Source organism: Kordiimonas lacus, assembly GCF_001550055.1.
In the GTDB taxonomy this organism is placed as follows: Bacteria; Pseudomonadota; Alphaproteobacteria; order Sphingomonadales; family Kordiimonadaceae; genus Kordiimonas; species Kordiimonas lacus.
On the sequence record NZ_LRUA01000010.1, the window covers coordinates 626,854 to 647,803 of the forward strand.

Genomic DNA, 20,950 nt, shown 5'->3' on the forward strand with positions numbered 1-20,950 from the left:
GGGGGCCCCGAAAGGGGCATGCTTGTGAGCGAAAAAGACACAGACAAGGCGCCTGACGCCGCTTCTGAAAGGCCTGATGATCCCGATATCATCGAGGCAACCATCATCCATGAAACGCCAGAGCCGGACCCGGCTTCTTCATCAAAATCGTCTGACACGACTTCACCGAAGAAGGCGGGCATGGGCGCGGGCACTAAGCTTGCCTGGGGTCTTGTGGTGGTGATGGGCGCGTTTGGCGCGGGTGTCTATCTTGCCCCCCAATTCGCACCGGGGCTGGAACGCCTGGGCATCAGCCTGGCGCCGCCCCCTGCACAGAATTCTGCTGGCACGACTTTTGACAGCCAACCGCTTGAGACGGCCATGGACGACCTGAAGGCAGCCTTTGCGCGCCAGCAGGAAATCCTGGCGCAGCAAGCCGAAGACCTGAAGGCCGCGGAGGCCGCGCGCGCGTCCCTGCAGGCAGACCTGAACCAGTTGGCGGCCACCGGCACGGGCGGGACAACAGCACCTGCTGTCGACGCGCAAAAGCTCGCTGCCCTCCAATCAGAGATCACGCGCCTCACCGATGACGTGGCACGGCTTTCGACCCTGTCTGGCGCGGCCGACCCCAATGTGACGGAACTGAAGGGCGCGCTGGCGCTGGCCCGCAGTGAGGCCGCCAGCCTGAAGGCGCGGCTGAAGGCGGTGGAAGACACGCTTTTGAGCGTGCAGGCCGGGGCGCTTGAAGCCTCCCCGCGCGGCCGCATTGTGCTGGCGTTGGGGCGCTTGAAGGACCGGGCGCTGGTGGGTCAGCCTTTTGGTTCTGGCCTCGGGGCGCTGAGGCCTGATTTCGCCGCCCTGCCCGCGCTTGACCAACAGATGATCGGGGCCGACCTCGGCTATCTGGAAAGCCACGGCACAGGCGTCGCCAGCTATGACGCGCTGGTGGCAGAATTTGACGATGTCGCAGCCGCGGCGGTGAATGCCGCCGACAAGGCCGACGGCAACTTCCTGGCGGGGCTGTTTTCCAGCCGCCGCACGGACGCCGGGGCCACGGGCCTCGATGCCGAGCTGGTGAAGGCCGAGCGGCTATTGCTGGCGCGGGATGTGGCGGGTGCCGTTAAGGTACTGGCCGCGCTTGAAGGCCCGGCGCTTGAGGCCACGGCCGTGTGGCGCGACCGGGCTGAAGCCTACGCCGGGGTGCGCCGCGCCTTCGACCGGCTGATTGAACGGGTGTCATCCTCCACCGTCGCCATGGGCGGGAGCGGCCAATGATCCGCCTGTTCCTGTGGGTGAGTGCGATCCTTCTGGTGGCCTTTGCGGCCGCCCGCCTGGCCGATAACCCGGGTGCCGTGACCATCGATTTCGCCGGGCTGCGGGTTTACACCAGCTTTGCCTCCATGGTGCTGGCGGCGGCCGTTGTGGCGGCAGTGGCTGCGGGAACCGTGTGGCTCGTTGGCTGGATACGCCGCGATATGCCGGTCCTGGGCAAGAATGCCGAAATCAAACGCCAGGGCCGCGGGCTCAAGATGCTGAACCAGTCGCTGGTGGCGCTTTCGGCCGGCGATCATAAGCTGGCCAAAAAGCTGGTGGAGCAGGCCGAAGTGCTGTTGCCGCCCCAGCCGATGGTGCATTTGATTGCCGCCGAAGCCGCCACGCGCAGCGGGGACCATAAAGCCGCGCAGGCGCGTTATCACGCGCTGGAGAAAACCGAAGACGGGCGTTTCCTGGGCCTCAGGGGCCTGGTGCAGGAAGCCCGGCGTTTGGGACGCGAGAATGAAGCGCTCCGGCTGGCGCGCACGGCCTTTCATGAGAACCGCAAAAGCCCCTGGGTGCTCAAAACCCTGTTCGCGCTGGAAGTCGCGGCGGGCAACTGGCCCGAGGCCGAAGAGGCGCTGGCCAAGGTTTCACGTGAAAAACTGCTGGAGTCAGAGACAGTTACCCGCCACAAGGCGGCACTCACCTTTGCCCAGGCGACCGAACAGAACCTCAAGGGCGACCGGGACGTTGCCCGCAAGACCTTCAAGAAAACGCTGCAACTGCGGCCTGATTTCGCGCCGGCGGCTGCGGCCCTCGCGAAGCTTGAATTCGCAAGCGGCAACAAGAAGCGGGCTGAGAAAATCGTGAAGGATGTCTGGTCCCGCGCGCCGCACCCGACGCTCGCAAAGGTCTATAAGGAACTGGACGCCGCCGAAAGTGGCGCCGACTGGCTGAAGCGTGTGCGCACGCTGACGGACGCCAACCCTGAAGACGCCCAGTCGATGCTGCTGGTGGCGGACGCGCTGATGGACGCACGCGAGTATGACGCCGCCAAGCCGGTGCTCGAGAAACTCACCCGCGAGGCGCCCACCCGCGCGGCGTGGCAATACCGCCTCGCGCTCGCGCACGCACTCGGGGAAAACCCGGACCCGATCGAGGCCGCGCTGGCGCACGCGGAGGACGGCGCGCGCTGGGTGTGCACGGACTGCGGCCACACGCCAAAGGGCTGGGCGCCGCTCTGTGGTGGCTGCGGGGCGTTCGACAGCTTCCGCTGGCACGCCGGCGAAGCGGTCGCGCACGCGCGCAAGGACCCGGGCGAAGCCCCCATCGCCATGCTGGTGGGCACCTCGGGCACGCCGCTGGATGCGGTGGTGGACGATGAAGACGCCGAACGCCTGGGCGCCTAGGGCGGGCGCAAAAACGCTTGATCACCATGGCCCGCATCCGCTATATACGCCGCCAGACGGGGCGCCCCGCCCTTTATCTTGCTGATCGCAAGGGCCGCTTTAGCTCAGTTGGTAGAGCACATCATTCGTAATGATGGGGTCACGTGTTCGAGTCACGTAAGCGGCACCATTTCCCGAGATTGCTTTTCCGGGCGCCTGCGCTATCCTGCGCGCATGATTGAGATCACGCCGCATATCATCATCCAGGACGATGACATTCAGCTGACGGCCAAGCGCGCGTCGGGGCCGGGGGGGCAGCATGTCAACAAGGTGTCGACCGCGGTGGAACTCAGGTTCAACGCCCGCGCCTGCGATGCCATCAGCAATGAGATGTTCATTCGCCTTCGGAAAATCGCGGGCAAGCGCATGACCGCGGCGGGTGAGATTGTGCTGGTGGCCGAAAGCCACCGCAGCCAGATCGACAACAAGCGCGATGCCACCCGACGCCTCACCGACATGCTGAAGGCGGCCGTGAAGCGGCCCAAGTTCCGGGTGCCGACGAAGCCGTCGAAGGCGGCCAAGGAACGCCGCATCACGGCCAAGAAAACCACAGGCGACCGCAAGAAGATGCGCGGCAAGCTGAAGCTGGTGGATTAGGACTGAATGCGGCGCAAACTGGGGCTGATCTGCATCACCTATGCAGGCCTGACCGGCATGGCGGCGGCGTTTGTGGTTTATGGGATTGGGCGGCTGTTTGGCAAAGGAAATTAAACGATGAAAAAGGACCCCATGCCGCGTAAGTCTTCGGTCAGGGTGAAGGCGTTTGTTCTTCTGGGGGTGTCCATCATTGGCGCGGGCTACTTGCTATCGACCCTGCCTTGGACGATCTACGAGGTGTGGAAGTTTGGCATCTTGCTTGTGGTAGTACCGCTCGTATTGACCATATATCTGACGTGCGAGAACTGTGGCTTTTCAGTGATGAATGCGGCAAATGAGGCCGACGCACACGGTTATGAAGAGCGGAAAAACAAGTTCGATAAACTGAGGCGAAAAGGCTTTCGCCTCGCTGCTTTCCGGAAGCACTGTGTGAACTGTGGGCAGGAACGCTACTGACCCACTTGTTGTCACCCCGGCCCCGAGGCGAGAGCCGAGGATACGATCCGGGGTCCAGAAACAAAAAAGCCTTCGCCTATGGCGAAGACTGATTTCGATGGATTCCGTGTCGTAACCTGCCTGACGGCAGGGCACGGAATGACGATCGAGGGTTAAACGTGGAAGCTTTCGCCGCAGCCGCAGCGGCCCTTCTCATTCGGGTTGGTGAATTTGAAGCCGGTTGAGAACATGCTGTCCTCCCAGTCCATTTCAGTACCCAGAAGGAACAGCAGCGATTTCCGGTCAACGAACACCTTCACGCCCTTGTCCTCGACAAGTTCAAAGTCGTCCGACTGTTCCTCGACATAGTCGACCGTATAACCAAGCCCCGAGCAACCATGGGTGCTGGTGCCAAGCTTGATGCCCACAGCCTTGTCATTCCTGGCGAGGATGCCCCGAATGTGCTCTGCGGCGCGGTCTGTAATGTTGATTACTGCCATTTATACGTCTCCTTGACCTTAACGTGGTGCTAAAGAAGCCCCAGTTCAAGCCGTGCTTCGTCTGACATGTTGGACATATCCCAAGCCGGTTCCCACACCAGCGACACTTCCGTGCCGTTCACGCCCGCGACGCCGTTCACCTTCAGCTCCACTTCGCCGGGCATGGATTCCGCGACCGGGCAGTGGGGGGTGGTGAGCGTCATGGTAATCTTGACGTTCCAATCATCGTCGATATCGACACCGTAAATCAGGCCCATCTCATAGATGTTGACCGGGATCTCGGGGTCGTAAATTTCCCTGAGCGCCTCAACAATGCGGGCCTCAAGCTCGTCTTTCGACGCTGGCGGCGTGCCGCCATTCTTGGGCGCAGCGTCTTCGCTGGCGGCGTCCTCTTTCTTGTCCTGCTCCAGGAACTTGTTGAGGAAATAGCCGCCCTCTTGCGGGCTGACGGTCGGGCGCTCAACGTCCGCCTTCGGCTGGTTTTCCTGAGGCACCTCAGGGCTGCCCGAGAGGTCCATGATATCGCGTTTGTTATCTGTATCCATCATCCAAAGATGTCCGTTACTTTTTTGAGGCCCGCCACCAGGCGGTCCACGTCAGATGTGTCGTTATAAATACCGAAGCTGGCGCGCACAGTGCCCGGGACGCCGAAGCGGTCCATGATCGGCTGGGCGCAGTGGTGCCCGGCGCGCACGGCGATGCCCTGGCGGTCCAGGATGGTGCCGATGTCGTGCGGGTGCGCATGCTCCATGGTGAAGCTGATCAGCGCGCCTTTCTCAGGCGTCGTGCCGATGATGCGCAGGCTGTTGAAGGCCCCCAGCGCCTTGGTGGCATACTCAAGGAGCGCCTTCTCGTGTGCCGCGATATTGTCCTGCCCCAGCGCCGTGATGTAATCCAGCGCATGCTTCATCGAGATACCGCCCGCGATGTTGGGGGTGCCCGCCTCGAACTTGTGCGGCAGGTCGTTATAGGTGGTTTTCTCGAACGTGACGGTGGAGATCATGTCCCCGCCGCCCTGCCATGGCGGCATGCGGTCCAGCAGGTCTTCCTTGCCGTAGATCACGCCGATACCGGTGGGCCCGTATGCCTTGTGGGCGGAAAAGGCGTAAAAGTCCGCGTCCAGGTCCTGCACGTCAATCTTCAGGTGGGGCGCGGCCTGACAGCCGTCAATCAGCGTCACGGCACCCACGTCATGCGCCATGCGGATGATGTCCTTGACCGGGTTCATGGTGCCGATCGAGTTGGAGATATGCACCACCGCGACCATCTTGGTGCGGTCCGAGAGCAGGCCCTTGTAGGCGTCCATATCCAAGGAGCCGTCGTCCAGCACCGGGATCACGCGGATTTTCGCGCCGCGCTCCTCGGCCACCATCTGCCACGGCACAATGTTGGAATGGTGTTCCATCTCGGAAAGGATGATCTCGTCGTCTTCCTTGAGGAACGTCCGGCCCCAGGCTTGTGCCACAAGGTTGATGCCTTCGGTCGCACCGCGCACGAACAGGCATTCCTTGGATTTCGCCGCATTAATGAAGGCTTTTACCGTTTCGCGCGTGGCCTCATAGGCCTCCGTCGCATCCTGGCTGAACTTGTAAACGCCGCGGTGGATGTTGGCATAATAATGCTCATACAGCGCCGTCTCCGCATCGATCACAACGCGCGGCTTCTGGGCCGACGCGGCGGTATCCAGGAAGGTCAGCGGCTTGTCGTAGACGGTTTCCGAAAGGATTGGGAAATCCTTGCGAATCGCCTCGACATCCAGGCCTTTTATGATCGGTGCAGCGTCGTTCATTACTCTACTCGCGACTTGTTTTCCGGGATGGGCTTCGCTTTGCGCTCTGCCATCCAGTCACCCACACGGGCCATCAGGGCGTCGCGCAGGGGTTCAATTTCAATGCGCTCCAGCGCGGCGGCTGCAAAAGCTTCCACCAGCATCTGGCGCGCCGTCACCGGGTCAATGCCGCGGCTGGTCAGATAAAAGATCGCTTTCGCGTCCAGGTCACCCACGGTGGCACCGTGGCTGCATTTGACATCGTCGGCGAAAATTTCAAGCTCCGGCTTCGCGTTCGCTTCCGCCGTGCGGTCGAACACAAGCGCCTTGAAGCTTTGGTCCGCTTCAACCTTCTGGGCGTCCTTGTCGACGGTCACTTTTCCTTGAAACGATGTTTTGCCGCGGCTGTCGGCCACCGTGCGGAAAATCTGGTCGCTGGTGGTGTGCGGCATGGTGTGGCTGATGTGGGTCAGCGTATCGTGGCTTTGGCCCGTGCCCGCCAGCGCCACGCCGTCGATGGTAGCGTTGCTTTCATCCGACAGCAGGCGCACATAGGCTTCAAACCGGCCAACCTTCGCCCCGAGCGACAGGTTACAGGCATGATACTGGCCGCCCGCGCCCACATTCACATAGGCCTTGCTGGTGTGAATGGCGTTTGCGCCTTCTTCCTGCAGCCGTGTGTGATAGAGCTTCGCGCTTTCCGTCACGCGGGCCTGCAGCATGCTGTTGGTCCAGTAGCTGCTGTCGTCGCCAATGAAACGCTCAATGATATGGACGCTGGCGCCCTCGCCAAGCTCAACGATATGGCGGCTGTGGGCCGCGCAGTCGTCCGCGCCTGTCATGATATGGATAATCTCGACGGGGTCGTCGATCTCTACGCCCGCGGGGACCGCAATCACCATGCCGTCTTTCGCGAGCGCCGTGTTGAGCATGCCGACACCGTCACGGCCACGCACCAGTTCCGCTGCGCGGTCCGGGTTGGCCATGAAATGGTTGGCGAGTGGGCGCACGGAAGCTGCCTGCCACAGGTCACCCATGTCGGACCGGCTTTCGCTGAAGCGGCCGTTGACGAACACAAAGCGCGCTGCACAGTCGGTGAAGGCTTTGGGAATGTCCGGGGTTTCGCCCGCGTGGTTTGCCGGGCTGAAGGCCTTGGTGCGCAGGGTCTTCAGGTCGCTATAGCGCCAGTCTTCAGCCTTGACGTGCGGGAAGCCCTGGGCGGCGAAATCCTTGATTGCCTTGGCGCGCAGGTCGTCCATGCCCGCAACCGACCCTTCAAGGGCTTCAGCCTGCTTCTCGTAGCTCTGTATTACTGCGTCGTCCATAAGTTGGTCCTTGCCAGAAAGAGGGGCCAGATAGAGGGCTCCGCGCGCTTACGCGACGTCCGCATAGCCTTTTTCTTCAAGTTCAAGCGCCAGTTCCTTGCCGCCCGATTTCACGATCTTGCCGTCGATCATCACATGCACCTTGTCCGGCTGCACGTAGCTGAGAAGCCGCTGATAGTGGGTGATCAGCAAGACCGCCGTGTCTTCGCGGCGCTGCACATTGATGCCCTCGGCAACTGTCTTGAGCGCATCGATATCAAGGCCACTGTCGGTCTCGTCGAGCACCGCCAGCTTGGGGTTCAATACCGCCATCTGGACCATCTCGTTGCGCTTTTTCTCGCCGCCCGAGAAGCCTACATTGACGAAACGCTTCAGCATATCCGGGTCCATGTTCAGATGGGTTGCCTTTTCACGCACCAGCTTCATGAACTCAGCCGCCGACATGTCGTCTTCGCCGTTCAGCTTGCGCACGCTATTGAGCGCCGTGCGCAGGAAATTCAGGTTCGACACGCCGGGGATTTCAACCGGATACTGGAAGCCGAGGAACAGGCCCGCGGCCACACGCTCGTGCGGTTCCATTTCCATCATGTCCTGGCCCATGAACTCGATGGTGCCCTTGGTGACTTCATAATCGTCGCGGCCCGCGATGGTGTTGGCCAGCGTGGATTTGCCGGCGCCGTTGAGGCCCATGATGGCGTGGGTTTCGCCCGCGTTAATCTCAAGGTCCAGGCCTTTGAGGATTTCCTTGCCGGCGACATTCACATGGAGGTCTTTGATCTTCAGCATAATTCTCTCAATCACTCTCTAGCCAACGCTGCCTTCAAGGGAGATGCCAAGAAGCTTCTGGGCTTCCACGGCAAATTCCATGGGCAGATGTTGCATTACTTCCTTACAGAAACCGTTCACGATCATGGCGACCGCTTCTTCTTCCCCAAGCCCGCGGGCCCGGCAGTAGAACAGCTGGTCTTCCGAAATCTTGGAGGTCGTCGCCTCGTGTTCAATCGTGGCGGACGGGTTCTTCACTTCGATATAAGGCACCGTGTGTGCGCCGCATTCACTGGATACCAGGAGCGAGTCGCACTGGGTGTAGTTCCTCACACCCTCGGCGCCGGACATGACCTTCACCAGGCCACGATAGGTGTTCTGGCTCTTGCCCGCACTGATACCCTTCGAGATGATCGTCGAGCGGGTGTTCTTGCCCTGGTGGATCATCTTGGTGCCGGTATCGGCCTGCTGGTAATTGTTGGTCACGGCCACGGAATAGAACTCGCCCACGCTACCGTCGCCGGCCAGCACGCAGCTTGGATATTTCCAGGTGACGGCAGAGCCGGTCTCAACCTGGGTCCAGCTGACTTTCGAGTTCTTGCCCTTACAGAGCGCCCGTTTGGTCACGAAATTATAGATGCCGCCCTTGCCTTCCTTGTCGCCCGGATACCAGTTCTGGACGGTGGAATATTTGATTTCGGCGTCGTCCATGGCGATCAGTTCCACGACAGCGGCGTGCAGCTGGTTCTCGTCGCGCATGGGCGCCGTACAGCCCTCAAGGTAGGAGACATACGAGCCTTCATCGGCCACGATCAGTGTGCGTTCGAACTGGCCGGTGTTTTCCGCATTGATCCGGAAATAGGTCGACAGTTCCATCGGGCAGCGCACGCCCTTCGGGATATAGACGAACGTGCCGTCGGTGAAGACAGCGCAATTGAGCGCGGCGAAATAATTGTCCCGCACGGGAACAACGCTCGCCATATATTTCTTCACCATGTCCGGATATTCGCGGATGGCCTCCGAAATCGACATAAAGACAACGCCGGCCTTCTTCAGTTCCTCGCGGAAGGTGGTGGCAACAGACACACTGTCGAACACGGCGTCGACGGCAACCTTCGCGGCGCCCTCAACACCCGCCAGCACTTCCTGCTCGCGGATCGGGATGCCGAGTTTCGCGTAGGTGGCCAGCAGTTCGGGGTCTACTTCATCCAGGCTCTTGGGGCCGTCTTTCTTCTTGGGTGCGGCGAAATAATAGCTTTCCTGATAGTCGATCGGTGGGTAGTTCACCTTGGCCCAGTCGGGCTCATCCATCTTCAGCCAGGCTGCATAGGCCTTCAGGCGCCACTCCAGCATCCACTCCGGCTCTTCCTTCTTGGCGGAAATGAAACGGATGACGTCTTCGGACAGGCCCTTTGGGGCCATATCCATGTCGATATCGGTAACAAACCCGTATTTATATTCGCCCGTAACATCCTGGACTTGTTTTTGGGCTTCAGCGGTTCCGGCCATGGTGGCGGCTCCTTACGTTATCCATACTCAGTTTACTGGCGGCCTCAGGCCGTGGCGGTCTTCTTGCTCTCTTTGGCTTTCTGCTCGAAGCGGGCGGCCAGGTCGAAACTATCCTCGGGCCCTGCAAGCGCAGACAGCTTTACGTCAAGAAGTGCGCCGCGGACGGCACTGTTTATCAGCTGCCAGCGGGGGCGCATTTGACATATGTCATCGAAGCAGCAATCGCTGGTGCCGGTCTCGGCGCAGTGCGTCAGCGAGATCGGGCCGTCGATGGCCTCGATAATGTCAGCGACAGAAATCTCATCCGCCGGGCGCGACAGGGAAAAGCCGCCCTTCAGGCCCCTGTGGGAGGTCAAAAGACCGCCTCTGCCGAGGGCATTCAGGATTTTGGCGACGGTGGGTGCCGGGATGCTGGTGGCGCTCGAGAGGTCCTGCGCGCTCAACCGGCCGTCAGCATGCGACATTTCGCACATTAACACCACGGCATAGTCTGCTAAGTTGGTTAGCCGGATCACGGCCCTATCCTTATTTTAAATCCCCGGTGTGGGGCGCCAGTTCAAATCATATCAGTAAATTCTTACCAATTTACTCTGATTTCACACATATGGGCGTGTCAGGCGGAGGAGTCAACCGATTTGCAGCGCCTTATTACGCATTTCTGACAAAATTACACCTATTTATTACGCACGCCGGGTAAAACTGTGGTTAAGACCGCCAAATTTCGCTAAACCCCGAGAGAGGGAAGCTTCATTCTGACGGACGTTTTATGGAACTTGAAGACCTGACATTGATGTTTGAAAAGGCCCACTTTATCCGGGCGTTCGAGGGCGCGCTTGCTGCGGCTTCCGACGCTGGTGAGGTGCCGGGCCTGGTGCATCTGTCGAACGGGGCAGAGATTCTGGAACTGGCGGTGGCCTCGGCGCTTGACCTGCCGAAGGACCAGGTGACCGGCTCGCATAGGAGCCACGGCATTGCGCTTTCCCTCGGCGTCGACCCGCTGGCGCTGGCCTGTGAAATCCTGGGCCGCGAGGGTGGCTTGTCTGAGGGCCTTGGCGGCACCCAGCATCTGATCGCGCCGGAAAGCGGCCTTTTGGGCTCAAACGGGATTGTTGGCGGGCAGGTGCCACTGGCGCTGGGCGCCGCGCTTTCGGCCAAAACACTCAAGACCGGCGGTATTGCCGTCAGCTATTTCGGTGACGGGGCGGCCAACCAGGGCGCTGTGCTCGAATCGCTCAATCTCGCGGTGGTCCTGAAGCTGCCGGTCCTGTTTGTGTGCGAAAACAACGGCTTCGGCCAGTCGACGGCATCAGCTTATGCGGCGGGCGGTACCAGTCTCCTTGGTCGCGCGCGGGCTTTCGGCCTGGCCGCCGCCCATGTGGACGGCACCGACCCCCTTGAGGCCACCAAGACCGCGCACCGGCTTGCCGCCTGGGTGCGGGATACCGGCTCGCCTGCGTTTCTCGAGGCCAGCGTGCCGCGTCTTTCCGGCCACTATCACGGCGACGCGGAGCGTTACCGCACCACGGACGGCAGATCGACCGATCCGCTGGATCGGCTGGAGGGGATGATTCTGTCCCGCGATGTGCCTGAGGGTCTTGTTGAAGACATGAAATCCCGTGCCCACGCCGATGCCCTGGCCATTGTTGATGAGGCCACCGCTGCACCGGACGCGAGCGACACAGCCCTTGAGGCCTTCATGGCGGAGGCACAGGCATGACCCAGATGACCCTTTCCCAGGCGCTGAACCGCGCGCACCATGATGTAATGGCCGCTGACGACCATATCATTGTTATCGGCGAAGACATCCATGGCGGCAGCGGGGTGACCGGCGGGCAGGAGTTGGGCGGCGTGTTCGGTGTGACGCGCGGTTTGGCGTCCAGGTTTGGCGCCGGCCGGGTGATCGACACGCCGATTTCAGAGACCGCCTTCGTCGGCATGGCCACGGGTGCGGCGATGACCGGCCTTAAGCCGATTGTAGAGGTGATGTTCTGTGATTTCATGGGCGTCTGTTTTGACCAGATCATGAACCAGGCGGCCAAGGCGCGCTTCCTGTCGAACGGCCGGTTTGACCTGCCGCTCACGATCCGCACCACCATGGGCGCGGGGGATGGTTCGGGCGCCATGCACAGCCAGTCCACTTTCGGCATGCTCAGCAGTGTCGCGGGCCTCATGGTGGCGTGTCCCAGCTCGCCCGCAGATGCGGCGGGGCTTTTGAAGTCTGCGGTAGCGGCCAAGGGGCCGACGATATTGATGGAGCACAAGGGCCTTTATGGTCATGCGGATACGGTGGAAGATGATCTGCCCGCGGTAAAGCTGGGCAAGGGCCGGGTGGTGCGGGAAGGTACGGACCTGACGATCATCGCGGTTTCCGCCTTCGTCCATAAGGCCGAAGCGGCGGCTGAGGCGCTCAAGAAGGACGGTATTGAGGCCGAAGTGATCGACCCGCGCACCATCAAGCCGCTTGATGAAGCGCTGATCCTTGAAAGCGTGAAAAAGACCGGGCGGCTGTTGGTGGCCAGCGAGGACGCGGCCTTCGCCGGCTTTGCGGACGCGGTGATCAGTTTTGTCACCCGCGCGGCCTTCGCCGACCTCAAGGCGGCGCCTGTGGCCGTCACCCCGCTGGACATACCCGTGCCTTATGGGCGCAAGGCGGAGGCCAAGTGGCTGCCGACGGCGGAGACGATCATTAAAGCGGCAAAGCAAATGATGGAGGCTTAATCATGCGCGGCGACGCACCGCAGGAAGGCGTGAAAATCTGGGACATTGCCCTGCGGCTGTTCCACTGGGCGCTCGTGGTGGCTTTTGCCTTTTCGGCCTGGTCAGCCTTTCAGGACAAGTTCGGCATTTATGCGAACATGCACACCTACGCGGGTGTTTGCGTGCTGATCCTGGTGTGCTGGCGCATCCTGTGGGGTCTTGCCGGGTCTGAAAGCGCGCGCTTTACAAGCTTTGTCCGGGGGCCGAAGGCCATCATGGGGTACCTCAAGCATGGCGACGCGGCCAAATGCCCGGGCCACAACCCGCTGGGGGCCTGGAGCGTGGTCTTGATGCTTCTTCTTCTTCTGGCGCAGGCAGTGATGGGGCTTTTTGCCACCGATGATATGTTCTTCTCCGGGCCCTTGTCAGACCAGGCGGGCGACTGGGCCGGGCGGCTGACGCGCTGGCACAAACAGACAGGCCTCGTGCTCCTCGCCCTTGCCGGGCTGCATATCCTGGTGGTGCTTTATTATACGCTGATCAAGAAGGCCGGGCTGGTCCGCGCCATGATCACCGGCACCAAACCTGCCGCCAAACGGGCGCCGAAACTGGCCTCACCGTGGCGCGCGCTCGCCATCCTTGTGCCGCTGGCTGGCACGCTCTGGTATCTGATCCTGGGTTAGGTCCGGCTTGTATTGGAAGCCATAAAAAAGGGCGCCCCAGTTGGCGCCCTTCCTGTTTTCGGTCCTGAACGTGCGTCAGTCCAGGTCGGCTTTATATTTGTCGTGGCAGCTTTTGCAGTTGGATCCAAGTTCCTTCATCGCCGGGCCAATCTTGGCCATATCGCCGCTGTTGGCGGCTGCAAGGAACGCCTGGGCATCTGTTTCCATCTTGTCGAGACGCTCGGCGAAATCGTCCCAGTTTTCCCAGATGTTGTCCTTGGCTTCGGTGAAGCCGTGCATGCCGCGGGTGTCTTTCTCAAAGCTGGCTTTGGTCTTGGAGGCCGCCTCCGCCATGTCGGCTGCGATGGCAGGGAAGTCTGCCGGGCTGCCTTCTTCGCCCTTCATGATCTTGCTGATCTTGCCGAAGCTTTTGCCGAACACTTCCATCACGTCGTGGCGTACCTGCGATTCGGGGAAGCGGTCATCGCCGTGGCTGAAGGCCGGCAGGGCCGTGCCCAGCATCAGGGCTGCGGTCGCAAGGCCTGTCAGGACTGTTTTTTTCATGTCTAACTCCCAAGTGTGACGGGTCGCCCCCCGGCGCCCATCTGGTTTGTTTGTTCAAACTGTAACGCGGCGCGCGCGAAGGGCAAGCCCGGTTTGATGTCGAATCCGCCATGGGCGCCAGCCCTCGCGAGAATGTGATCGCTGGCCCGCGGCGCCTGTAAAAGAAAAACTCGCGGGAGGAAAACCTCCTGCGAGTCGCACTGTCTGATTCGGCTTTATGCCCGGATGGGCTGGCGCATGCCCTAAAGGATGGTGCGCGGCGGTTGTGGGCGCTTGTCGCGGCGGGGCGGCTGGGCCTGATAGGCTTCAGCGCAGTGGCCAGCGCAATAAGGCATGCCCGCTTCGGCCTGCTTGCCGCAGAAATGGAAGTCTGTGTCGCCCGGGTGACCGATCGGCCATTTGCACATGCGGTCTGTCAGGTCCAGCAGCGTAACTAGTTGTTTATCCGCCTTTTTTGCGACTTTCTTGGGTGCGGCCTTCTTCTTGTCCTTGTCGGCTTTCACCGGGGATGGACGTGATTTGAGGCCAAGGCGGTGGGCCTTGCCGATCACGGCGTTGCGGGTCACACCCTCGCCCAGTTCCTTCGCGATCTGGCTGGCGCTGAGGCCATCGTCCCAAAGTTTCTTGAGCTGATCAATGCGATCGTCCGTCCATGCCATGGTCTTTTCCCTGTATTTCTTTTTATGGGCGTCGGTGACTCCCGAGTCACCCGATTCCCTAAAGCTTATATCGCCCAACGACCCCTCTTGCCAAGGGGACAAACGACACCATATGGTGAGGCCCTCATTTTTTTATGGAGTCAGCCCATGGAATCCAGCACTTCCAGCATTGCACCCAAGGACGCTAAGGACAGCTACCCGGAATTGGGGAGCCGTACCATTGGTGCCGTCAACTGGGTGGGGCTGTGGACGCTCTATGCGCGCGAATCGCGCCGCTTCATGAAAGTGTGGGCGCAGACGCTGGCGGCACCTGCCGTCACCACCATCCTTTTCATGATCATTTTCACGCTGGCCTTGGGCGGTCGGGGCCGCATGGTGGCGGATATGCCCTATGCCCAGTTCCTGGCGCCGGGCCTGATTGTGATGGCCATCCTGCAGAATGCGTTCGCCAACACGTCCTCATCGATCCTGATTGCCAAGGTGCAGGGCAATATTGTCGACACATTGATGCCGCCCTTGTCCGCCCTTGAGCTGACGCTTGGGTTCGTGGGTGGCGGGGTGACGCGCGGGCTGCTGGTGGGCCTTTCCGTGGGCACTGCCTTCTGGGCCATGCCGGGTGTCACCATGACCATCGAGCACCTCTGGGCCGTGGCCTATTTCGCGCTGGCGGCCAGCGTGATGCTGTCGCTTGTTGGTGTGCTGACCGGCGTATGGGCGGAAAAGTTTGACCATTCGGCGGCCATCACCAACTTCGTCATCGCACCCCTCAGCCTGCTGTCGGGCACCTTCTATTCCATCGAGCGCCTCTCGACCGGTTGGCAGGTGTTCAGCCAGTTGAACCCTTTCTTCTATATGATCGACGGTGTGCGCTACGGCTTCATCGGCCGCGGCGACAGCGACCTGACGACCGGGATCATCTATACGCTGGCGCTCAATATCATCCTGACGCTGTGGGTCTACCGCGTGTTCAAGACCGGCTACCGCCTGAAGGCGTAAGGTAGAGATACATAATCCAGCTCAGTCAATCGGTCAGTTTGTAGTAGGCTAATGACGCAGATAATCTCGCGAAATATTATTAGAGAAATTCTAGGAAGATGGGCGCAAGGCGCATTGTCTGCGAAGGACGTACATGTCTGGGCAGAGCACCATTATCAGAATGACGCTTTTGATTTTGAGGATTGGGAGGGCGAGGAAGAAAACTCTGTCTCCAATGAAGTTCTGGCGCATTTGGATATGTTGGATATGAACCTACTGGTTCCGGAAGATATCCCTTCCTATTTGGCGTTTTTATCAACGCCCCGAGGCAGTTTTGACGAAGGGTTTTCCAAACTGGAACGATATTTGGGAACCGTGGATATTGAGGCACGACGAGTGCAATTGAAGGGGACTTCCCCTTACCAACCATTTTGTGTCAAACGCAGATAATACTTATTGCGACCTCAAAAGAGCTGGGCCTCAAGTGGTATTCCCAGAATGCGGTCCGACTTCGTCTTCTATGCAAGTGTGGCCATTTGGCCCTCTGCGAAACTTATCGGGAAGGGTTTCCTGCAACGTTTTCCCATGCAGGAAAGTCTTTCCAAACGGGGGATCGGTTCAGCCGGTTCCCCTTTTTTTATTGTGTTGTGTTGGGACAGGGGGTGTATTCAAGGAAATGTCCGATACCTAAAAAGGGGCTGTTGGCTACGGCCGATATGGGGAATGGGCAGCAAGGGGCTGGATGTTGCAGCAATCACAGAATGAAAAACTGGAATACGGGAAGCGGAAAGCCGGCGTGAAGCGCGCTGGGTTTGAGGCCAAAGAGCGGGAAACTTTCGTCGATGAAGATAAGCCTTCAACCACTGCACCGTGGCTTGAATCATCAAAGCTGCTGCTCACCCTGTTGGGTAAGGCCATCAACCCGCTGAATTGGAAAAAATTATATCAGGCAATCTATTGGACCTGGCTCAAGACGACCAATCAGTATGAAAAACTGCTGGGGGTTTGGGATGCGAAATCGCCTGACGAACCTTCCGTAAAAATATTCGTGTCGCTGCAGAAAGTAGACTGTTTGATCCAGCTTGGAAGGTATCCTGAAGCGATGACTTACCTGAAAGGATTGGCCGCAGAAATCGATGCCTGTGAGAGAGACGATGCATGGAAGGAAGAGAAGCACCAAAAGGTGAAGTTCTACTGGAAAACAATTCAAGGCCTGGCCGCTCTGCCACATAAGAAAGCAGGTTGATGAGGAGCTTCACTGAATCAATTCCAACAAACACTTTTTGTATTTGGTGATTGAAAGAATTTTCAGTCAGCAACCTATCCCCCCAAATCAACAGAACTTCCCGTATAGCCCAGTTTTTTTCGTGTTTCCTGCGGTGCGCTGCCATTGACTTGGCCCGGCCATGGGGGCATCCTTCGTGCCAATCAGGCCGGGGCGCGGGGGCACTCCGGCTAATAGCATTTAAATGATCGAGAAAAAGTCCTTCGGCGTTGCCTCAGTGTACTTTTCCTCGGGGAATTAATGAAAAACTGGTCCTCGAAGCGGGTCTTCGGCCCAGTTTTAAACGATTGCTTAGGCAATCCGGCAGTGCGGATTGCCAGGAAGAAATTTGACGGCAAGGCGCAGAGCCGCCTCAAGCCTTGTCGTCGCCATATGGTAGCTGAAGGAAAGTACACTGAGCGCAAGCGAGGGACTTTTCTTCAATTGAACAGAGCCTCACAAGAGGCCGGATGGAGAGAAGACGTGATTAGCCCATTGATGCCTACATACGCCCGTATCCCTGTCGCTTTCGAGCGCGGCGAGGGCATGTATCTCTATGATACCGACGGCAAGAAATATCTGGATTTCTATTCCGGTATCGGCGTGATGTGCCTGGGGCACAGCCACCCGACGCTGGTGAAAGCCATCCAGGACCAGGCGGCCAAGCTGTGGCACACGGCCAACACCTATGAAATCCCGCTGGGCACAAAGCTGGCGGAGCGCCTGTGCGACGCCTCGTTTGCCGACACCATGTTCTTCACCAACTCGGGCGCCGAGGCCATCGAATGCGCCATCAAGATGGTGCGCAAGTATCATTATGACAAAGGCAATGCGGGCAAATACCGCCTGGTGACCATGTCGAACGCTTTCCACGGCCGCACGCTGGCGGGCATCGCCGCCGCGGGCCAGGAAAAACTGACGAAGGGCTTCGAGCCCCTGCCGGACGGCTTTGACGTGGTGCCGTTTGGCGACATTGAAGCCGTGAAGGCGGCCATTGGCCCCGAGACCGGCGGCATCATGGTTGAGCCCGTGCAGGGCGAAGGCGGCATCCGCCCGCTCAGTAAAGACCAGATGCAGGCGCTCAGGGACCTGTGTGACGAAAACGGCCTCCTCTTGGTGCTGGATGAAATCCAGTGCGGCATGGGCCGGACCGGCAAGCTGTTTGCCCACGAATGGTCTGACGTGAAGCCGGATATCGTCACGGCGGCCAAGGGCATCGGTGGCGGTTTCCCGCTGGGCGCATGCCTCGCGACCGAAGAAGCGGCCTCCGGCATGACCGTTGGCACCCACGGCAGCACCTATGGCGGCAACCCGCTGGCGATGGCTGTCGGCAACGCGGTGCTGGACGAAATGCTGGCGCCGGGCTTCCTTGAGCGCGTGCGCGACATGGGCGACAAGCTGCAGGCCCGCCTGGGCGCACTGCAGCAACGCCACGGTGATTTTATTTCTGAAGTGCGCGGCATGGGCCTGATGGCCGGTATCCGCCTGCCGGAAGTCCCAACTAGGGGTGCGGTGGTGGACATGATCGGCCGCGGCATGCTGCCGGCTGTGGCGGGCGACATGGTCATGCGTATGCTGCCGCCGCTGATCATTGAAGACGAACATCTGGACGAGGCCATGGACAATCTGGACGCGGCCATGAACGACTGGCGGAAAAACGGCATTCCCGGCAAATAGCCGCCAGCAAACTTGTGTGAAGAGGAAAAGGTGAGATGACGAAGACACCCAACAGCCATTTTATTGACCTGAAGGATATCCCTGCGGAAACCCTGCGGCTTATCCTGGATACGGCCAAGGAATGGAAAGAGGCGCGACGTCATCTCCCCAAGGGTGCGGTGGACGAAGGCGCGCCGCTCGCCGGCCACGCGCTTGCCATGATTTTTGAGAAATCCTCCACCCGCACGCGCATCAGTTTCGAGATGGCCATGCACCAGCTGGGCGGCAAGGCCGTCGTGCTGCAGGGCGGCTCGATGCAGCTGGGGCGCGGCGAGACCATTGGCGACACGGCCCGGGTCGTGAGCCGCTATGTCGACGCCATCATGATCCGCGCCAACACGCACGAAGCCGTGCAAGAACTGGCGGAAGAAGGCGATGTGCCGGTGATCAACGCGCTCACCGACCGCTCGCACCCGTGCCAGATCATGGCCGATATCATGACCATCGAGGAACACCTCGGGCCCATCAAGGGCAAGAAACTGGCGTGGGTTGGCGACGGCAACAATGTGGCCACGTCGCTCATTGAAGCGGCGGTGAAGTTCGACTTCACGCTGATGCTGGGCTGCCCGGAAAACTTTGCGCCCTATGACGACGTGCTCGAATGGGCTGAACAGCAGGGCGGCGATGTGCATGTGGTCACCGACGCCGAGGCTGCCGTGTGGGACGCCGACGCCGTGTTTACAGACACCTGGGTGTCGATGGGTGATGACCGTACCGGCAGCCGCGTGCGCGCGCTGGAACCCTTCCAGGTCAACCGGGCGCTGATGGAAAAGGCGGCCGACGAGGCCGTGTTCTTGCACTGCCTGCCCGCGCACCGCGGCGAAGAGGTCACCAACAATGTGATGGATGGCCCCCAGAGCGTGGTGTGGGACGAGGCGGAAAACCGCCTGCACGCCCAGAAGGCAATCCTTGCTTGGTGCCTCGGAAAGATATAAAAGCGCCCCGAACGGGCCCCTTGGGCCCCCAAAGGCCTTTTAGTTGAGTATGGAAAGCGTTCCCATGAACGACACCCCGATTGTTGTCAAAGACCCGGCGGGCAGCCGGGACAATGAAATCCGCCCCTTTGCCATTGAAGGCATGGATGTGCGCGGTCGCGCCGTGCGGCTGGGCACGGTGGTGGACCAGATCCTGAAGGCGCACGACTATCCGGAACCGGTGGCGAAGATTTTGGGCGAGATGCTCACGCTCACCGCCATGCTGGGGTCCATGCTCAAATTCAACGGCATTGTCACGATCCAGACCAAATCCGGCGGTCCGGTGCCGATGATGGTGGCGGACTATGAGCTTCGGGATGACGGCGTTGGTCGCCTGCGCGGCTATGCGGACATCAACGCCGAGGTCATGGCCCAGTACGGCAAAAACCCCAGCTTCCACGGCCTGATCGGCTCCAAGAACGGCTATCTGGCGCTCACCATCGACCAGGGCGACGACATGGAGCGCTATCAGGGCATCGTTGAGCTGAAGGGCGAGACGCTTTCGGAAGTGGCGCGCAACTATTTTGAAAACAGCGAACAGACGCCCACGGAAATCCGCCTCAGGTGTGACCATGACCCGGTGACCAACCATTGGCGCGCCGGCGGCATCATGGTGCAGCATCTGGCCCGTGGTGAAGAAGGGCGTGAACGCCTTCTGGAGCGCAACACCGAAGAAGAGTGGAACCGTGCCAGCGTGCTGATGCACAGCGTCAAGACGGAAGAGCTTCTGGACCCGCAGCTGACACTTGACCAGCTGCTGTACCGCCTGTTCAACGAAGACGGCGTGCGTGTGTTCGACAGCGTGGCCCTTGTTCACGCCTGCCGCTGCAGCCGCGACCGCTTGCTTACCGTGATCAGCCAGTTCTCGGACGACGATGTGGATCACATGACGGTCGACGGCAAGATCAGCGTCAATTGCCAGTTCTGCAACTCCACCTACGATTTCACGCCCGATGAGGCGCGCGCTGCGGCCGAGGAAGCCAAGGCCTGAGGCAGGCAATGACTTCAGAAATCTCGAAACAGGCGTGCCGCCATGGCGCGCCTTTTTTGTTTCTCCATCTTTTTGCCCTCATTGGGTGGCACAAGGGGTCGGTGTGGACGGTAACTTCAGGGAGGTCTTTGTGCGTGCACTGCTGATACTTCTGGTTCTTCTTTTCGTTCCGGGCGCCCGGGCCGAGGACGGCGATGTGCGCATCCGGCCGCTGACAAACGGTGTGTGGCTGCATGTCTCAAGCCACACGTTCGAGGACGGCACGCGCTATACCTCCAACGGGCTGATCGTGCGCGAACGCGGGCACCTGGTGCTGGTTGACAGCGCCTGGGGCGACGCGGCCACAGCCACCCTTCTGGATGAAATCGAAGCCGCCATCGGCCTCAAGGTCACCATGGCGGTGGCCACCCACTCCCACGCGGACCGTGCGGCAGGCGCTGCAGTGATGCGCGAGCGCGGCATCCGTTTCTATGCCTCCCCGAAAACCCGCCAGCTGATGATCGCCCGCGGCGAGACCCCACCAGACTATGAACTGGATATCGCGGCAGAGGCCGGCGCGACCACCACCCTCGGGCCGCTGGAGATCATGTATCCCGGCGCGGCCCACACCACCGATAATCTCATGGTGTGGCTGAAGCAGCAGAAGCTTTTGTTCGGCGGCTGCGCGGTACGTGAAGCTTCAGCCCGGGGCATCGGCTATTATAAGGAAGGTGATCCGGCGGGTTGGGGCAATGCCATGGCGCTTGCAAAGGATCGTTACGGAAGCGCAACAGTTGTTATTCCCGGCCACGGGGCGGTCGGTGACGCCAGCCTGCTGGACCATACAGCGGCCCTGGTATCGGACCATCTGGCAGACCAATAAGGT

At 60.2% G+C, this 20,950-nt stretch carries 23 protein-coding genes and 1 tRNA gene; 15 read left to right on the forward strand and 9 right to left on the reverse strand.

What is annotated here, in order from left to right; all coding sequences use genetic code 11:
• Positions 1 to 24: 24 nt before the first annotated feature.
• From KORLAC_RS17915 to KORLAC_RS17935, 5 genes are all read left to right on the forward strand, one after another.
• Positions 25 to 1,254: a hypothetical protein gene (locus tag KORLAC_RS17915; protein ID WP_139167375.1), complete on the forward strand. Its 1,230-nt coding sequence runs from the start codon at positions 25 to 27 to the stop codon at positions 1,252 to 1,254.
• Positions 1,251 to 2,645 (forward strand): heme biosynthesis protein HemY, encoded by a 1,395-nt coding sequence (locus KORLAC_RS17920; protein WP_068309084.1) that lies wholly within the window; start codon positions 1,251 to 1,253, stop codon positions 2,643 to 2,645. The genes KORLAC_RS17915 and KORLAC_RS17920 overlap by 4 nt, the downstream gene beginning before the upstream one ends.
• A gap of 93 nt (positions 2,646 to 2,738) precedes the next feature.
• Positions 2,739 to 2,814: transfer RNA gene (locus KORLAC_RS17925), tRNA-Thr, on the forward strand.
• Between the two features lie 44 nt (positions 2,815 to 2,858).
• Positions 2,859 to 3,281 (forward strand): alternative ribosome rescue aminoacyl-tRNA hydrolase ArfB, encoded by a 423-nt coding sequence (gene arfB / locus KORLAC_RS17930; protein ID WP_068309086.1) that lies wholly within the window; start codon positions 2,859 to 2,861, stop codon positions 3,279 to 3,281.
• 117 nt (positions 3,282 to 3,398) lie between these two features.
• On the forward strand, positions 3,399 to 3,737 hold the full coding sequence (locus KORLAC_RS17935; protein ID WP_068309088.1) for a hypothetical protein: 339 nt from the start codon (positions 3,399 to 3,401) through the stop codon (positions 3,735 to 3,737).
• A gap of 152 nt (positions 3,738 to 3,889) precedes the next feature.
• Here KORLAC_RS17935 and KORLAC_RS17940 read toward each other — a convergent pair whose 3' ends face one another.
• From KORLAC_RS17940 to KORLAC_RS17970, 7 genes are read right to left on the reverse strand one after another with little or no spacing between them, the layout of a single operon-like run.
• Entirely contained in the window at positions 3,890 to 4,216 is a 327-nt protein-coding gene (locus KORLAC_RS17940; protein ID WP_068309090.1) for a HesB/IscA family protein, read from the reverse strand.
• A gap of 29 nt (positions 4,217 to 4,245) precedes the next feature.
• Complete coding sequence (locus KORLAC_RS17945) at positions 4,246 to 4,761, reverse strand: SUF system Fe-S cluster assembly protein (protein ID WP_068309416.1); 516 nt, start codon at positions 4,759 to 4,761, stop codon at positions 4,246 to 4,248.
• Positions 4,761 to 6,005, reverse strand: coding sequence for a cysteine desulfurase (locus KORLAC_RS17950; RefSeq protein ID WP_068309092.1), 1,245 nt, complete (start codon positions 6,003 to 6,005; stop codon positions 4,761 to 4,763). The genes KORLAC_RS17945 and KORLAC_RS17950 overlap by 1 nt, the downstream gene beginning before the upstream one ends.
• Positions 6,005 to 7,309: a Fe-S cluster assembly protein SufD gene (gene sufD, locus KORLAC_RS17955; protein ID WP_068309094.1), complete on the reverse strand. Its 1,305-nt coding sequence runs from the start codon at positions 7,307 to 7,309 to the stop codon at positions 6,005 to 6,007. The genes KORLAC_RS17950 and sufD overlap by 1 nt, the downstream gene beginning before the upstream one ends.
• Before the next feature lie 48 nt (positions 7,310 to 7,357).
• Positions 7,358 to 8,095, reverse strand: a complete 738-nt coding sequence (sufC, locus tag KORLAC_RS17960; protein WP_068309096.1) for a Fe-S cluster assembly ATPase SufC — start codon at positions 8,093 to 8,095, stop codon at positions 7,358 to 7,360.
• Between the two features lie 18 nt (positions 8,096 to 8,113).
• A complete protein-coding gene (sufB, locus tag KORLAC_RS17965; protein WP_068309098.1) occupies positions 8,114 to 9,583 on the reverse strand; it encodes a Fe-S cluster assembly protein SufB in 1,470 nt (489 codons plus the stop codon).
• Positions 9,584 to 9,627: 44 nt separating this feature from the next.
• Positions 9,628 to 10,098, reverse strand: a complete 471-nt coding sequence (locus KORLAC_RS17970; protein ID WP_074519233.1) for an SUF system Fe-S cluster assembly regulator — start codon at positions 10,096 to 10,098, stop codon at positions 9,628 to 9,630.
• Positions 10,099 to 10,349: 251 nt separating this feature from the next.
• Between KORLAC_RS17970 and KORLAC_RS17975 the strand changes: the two genes are divergently transcribed.
• From KORLAC_RS17975 to KORLAC_RS17985, 3 genes are read left to right on the forward strand one after another with little or no spacing between them, the layout of a single operon-like run.
• The gene (locus KORLAC_RS17975) at positions 10,350 to 11,300 is read left to right on the forward strand and encodes a thiamine pyrophosphate-dependent dehydrogenase E1 component subunit alpha (RefSeq protein ID WP_068309100.1); all 951 of its coding nucleotides are present in this window, start codon (positions 10,350 to 10,352) and stop codon (positions 11,298 to 11,300) included.
• Positions 11,297 to 12,301 (forward strand): alpha-ketoacid dehydrogenase subunit beta, encoded by a 1,005-nt coding sequence (locus KORLAC_RS17980; RefSeq protein WP_068309102.1) that lies wholly within the window; start codon positions 11,297 to 11,299, stop codon positions 12,299 to 12,301. The genes KORLAC_RS17975 and KORLAC_RS17980 overlap by 4 nt, the downstream gene beginning before the upstream one ends.
• A 2-nt stretch (positions 12,302 to 12,303) precedes the next feature.
• Positions 12,304 to 12,963: a cytochrome b/b6 domain-containing protein gene (locus KORLAC_RS17985; protein WP_068309104.1), complete on the forward strand. Its 660-nt coding sequence runs from the start codon at positions 12,304 to 12,306 to the stop codon at positions 12,961 to 12,963.
• Between the two features lie 75 nt (positions 12,964 to 13,038).
• On the opposite strand, the gene KORLAC_RS17990 is transcribed toward KORLAC_RS17985, so the two are convergent.
• Both KORLAC_RS17990 and KORLAC_RS17995 read right to left on the reverse strand, forming a co-directional pair.
• Positions 13,039 to 13,506: a c-type cytochrome gene (locus tag KORLAC_RS17990; RefSeq protein WP_068309106.1), complete on the reverse strand. Its 468-nt coding sequence runs from the start codon at positions 13,504 to 13,506 to the stop codon at positions 13,039 to 13,041.
• Between the two features lie 242 nt (positions 13,507 to 13,748).
• Positions 13,749 to 14,165, reverse strand: coding sequence for a GcrA family cell cycle regulator (locus tag KORLAC_RS17995; protein ID WP_068309108.1), 417 nt, complete (start codon positions 14,163 to 14,165; stop codon positions 13,749 to 13,751).
• A gap of 147 nt (positions 14,166 to 14,312) precedes the next feature.
• Here KORLAC_RS17995 and KORLAC_RS18000 point away from each other — a divergent pair, with 147 nt between their 5' ends.
• The 7 genes from KORLAC_RS18000 to bla all read left to right on the forward strand — a co-directional run bounded on the left by KORLAC_RS18000 (position 14,313) and on the right by bla (position 20,947).
• Positions 14,313 to 15,161, forward strand: a complete 849-nt coding sequence (locus KORLAC_RS18000; protein ID WP_068309110.1) for an ABC transporter permease — start codon at positions 14,313 to 14,315, stop codon at positions 15,159 to 15,161.
• A gap of 51 nt (positions 15,162 to 15,212) precedes the next feature.
• The gene (locus KORLAC_RS18005) at positions 15,213 to 15,590 is read left to right on the forward strand and encodes a hypothetical protein (protein ID WP_068309112.1); all 378 of its coding nucleotides are present in this window, start codon (positions 15,213 to 15,215) and stop codon (positions 15,588 to 15,590) included.
• 292 nt (positions 15,591 to 15,882) lie between these two features.
• A complete protein-coding gene (locus tag KORLAC_RS18010) occupies positions 15,883 to 16,386 on the forward strand; it encodes a hypothetical protein (RefSeq protein WP_068309114.1) in 504 nt (167 codons plus the stop codon).
• 501 nt (positions 16,387 to 16,887) lie between these two features.
• Positions 16,888 to 18,081 (forward strand): aspartate aminotransferase family protein, encoded by a 1,194-nt coding sequence (locus tag KORLAC_RS18015; protein WP_068309116.1) that lies wholly within the window; start codon positions 16,888 to 16,890, stop codon positions 18,079 to 18,081.
• A 35-nt stretch (positions 18,082 to 18,116) separates the two neighbouring features.
• A complete protein-coding gene (gene argF / locus KORLAC_RS18020) occupies positions 18,117 to 19,055 on the forward strand; it encodes an ornithine carbamoyltransferase (RefSeq protein WP_068309118.1) in 939 nt (312 codons plus the stop codon).
• Positions 19,056 to 19,119: 64 nt separating this feature from the next.
• Positions 19,120 to 20,085 carry an Hsp33 family molecular chaperone HslO gene (locus KORLAC_RS18025; protein ID WP_074519266.1) on the forward strand — a complete coding sequence of 322 codons (966 nt, stop codon included), beginning with the start codon at positions 19,120 to 19,122 and terminating at the stop codon, positions 20,083 to 20,085.
• A 130-nt stretch (positions 20,086 to 20,215) separates the two neighbouring features.
• Positions 20,216 to 20,947, forward strand: a complete 732-nt coding sequence (gene bla, locus KORLAC_RS18030; RefSeq protein ID WP_074519232.1) for a subclass B1 metallo-beta-lactamase — start codon at positions 20,216 to 20,218, stop codon at positions 20,945 to 20,947.
• Positions 20,948 to 20,950 lie beyond the last annotated feature (3 nt).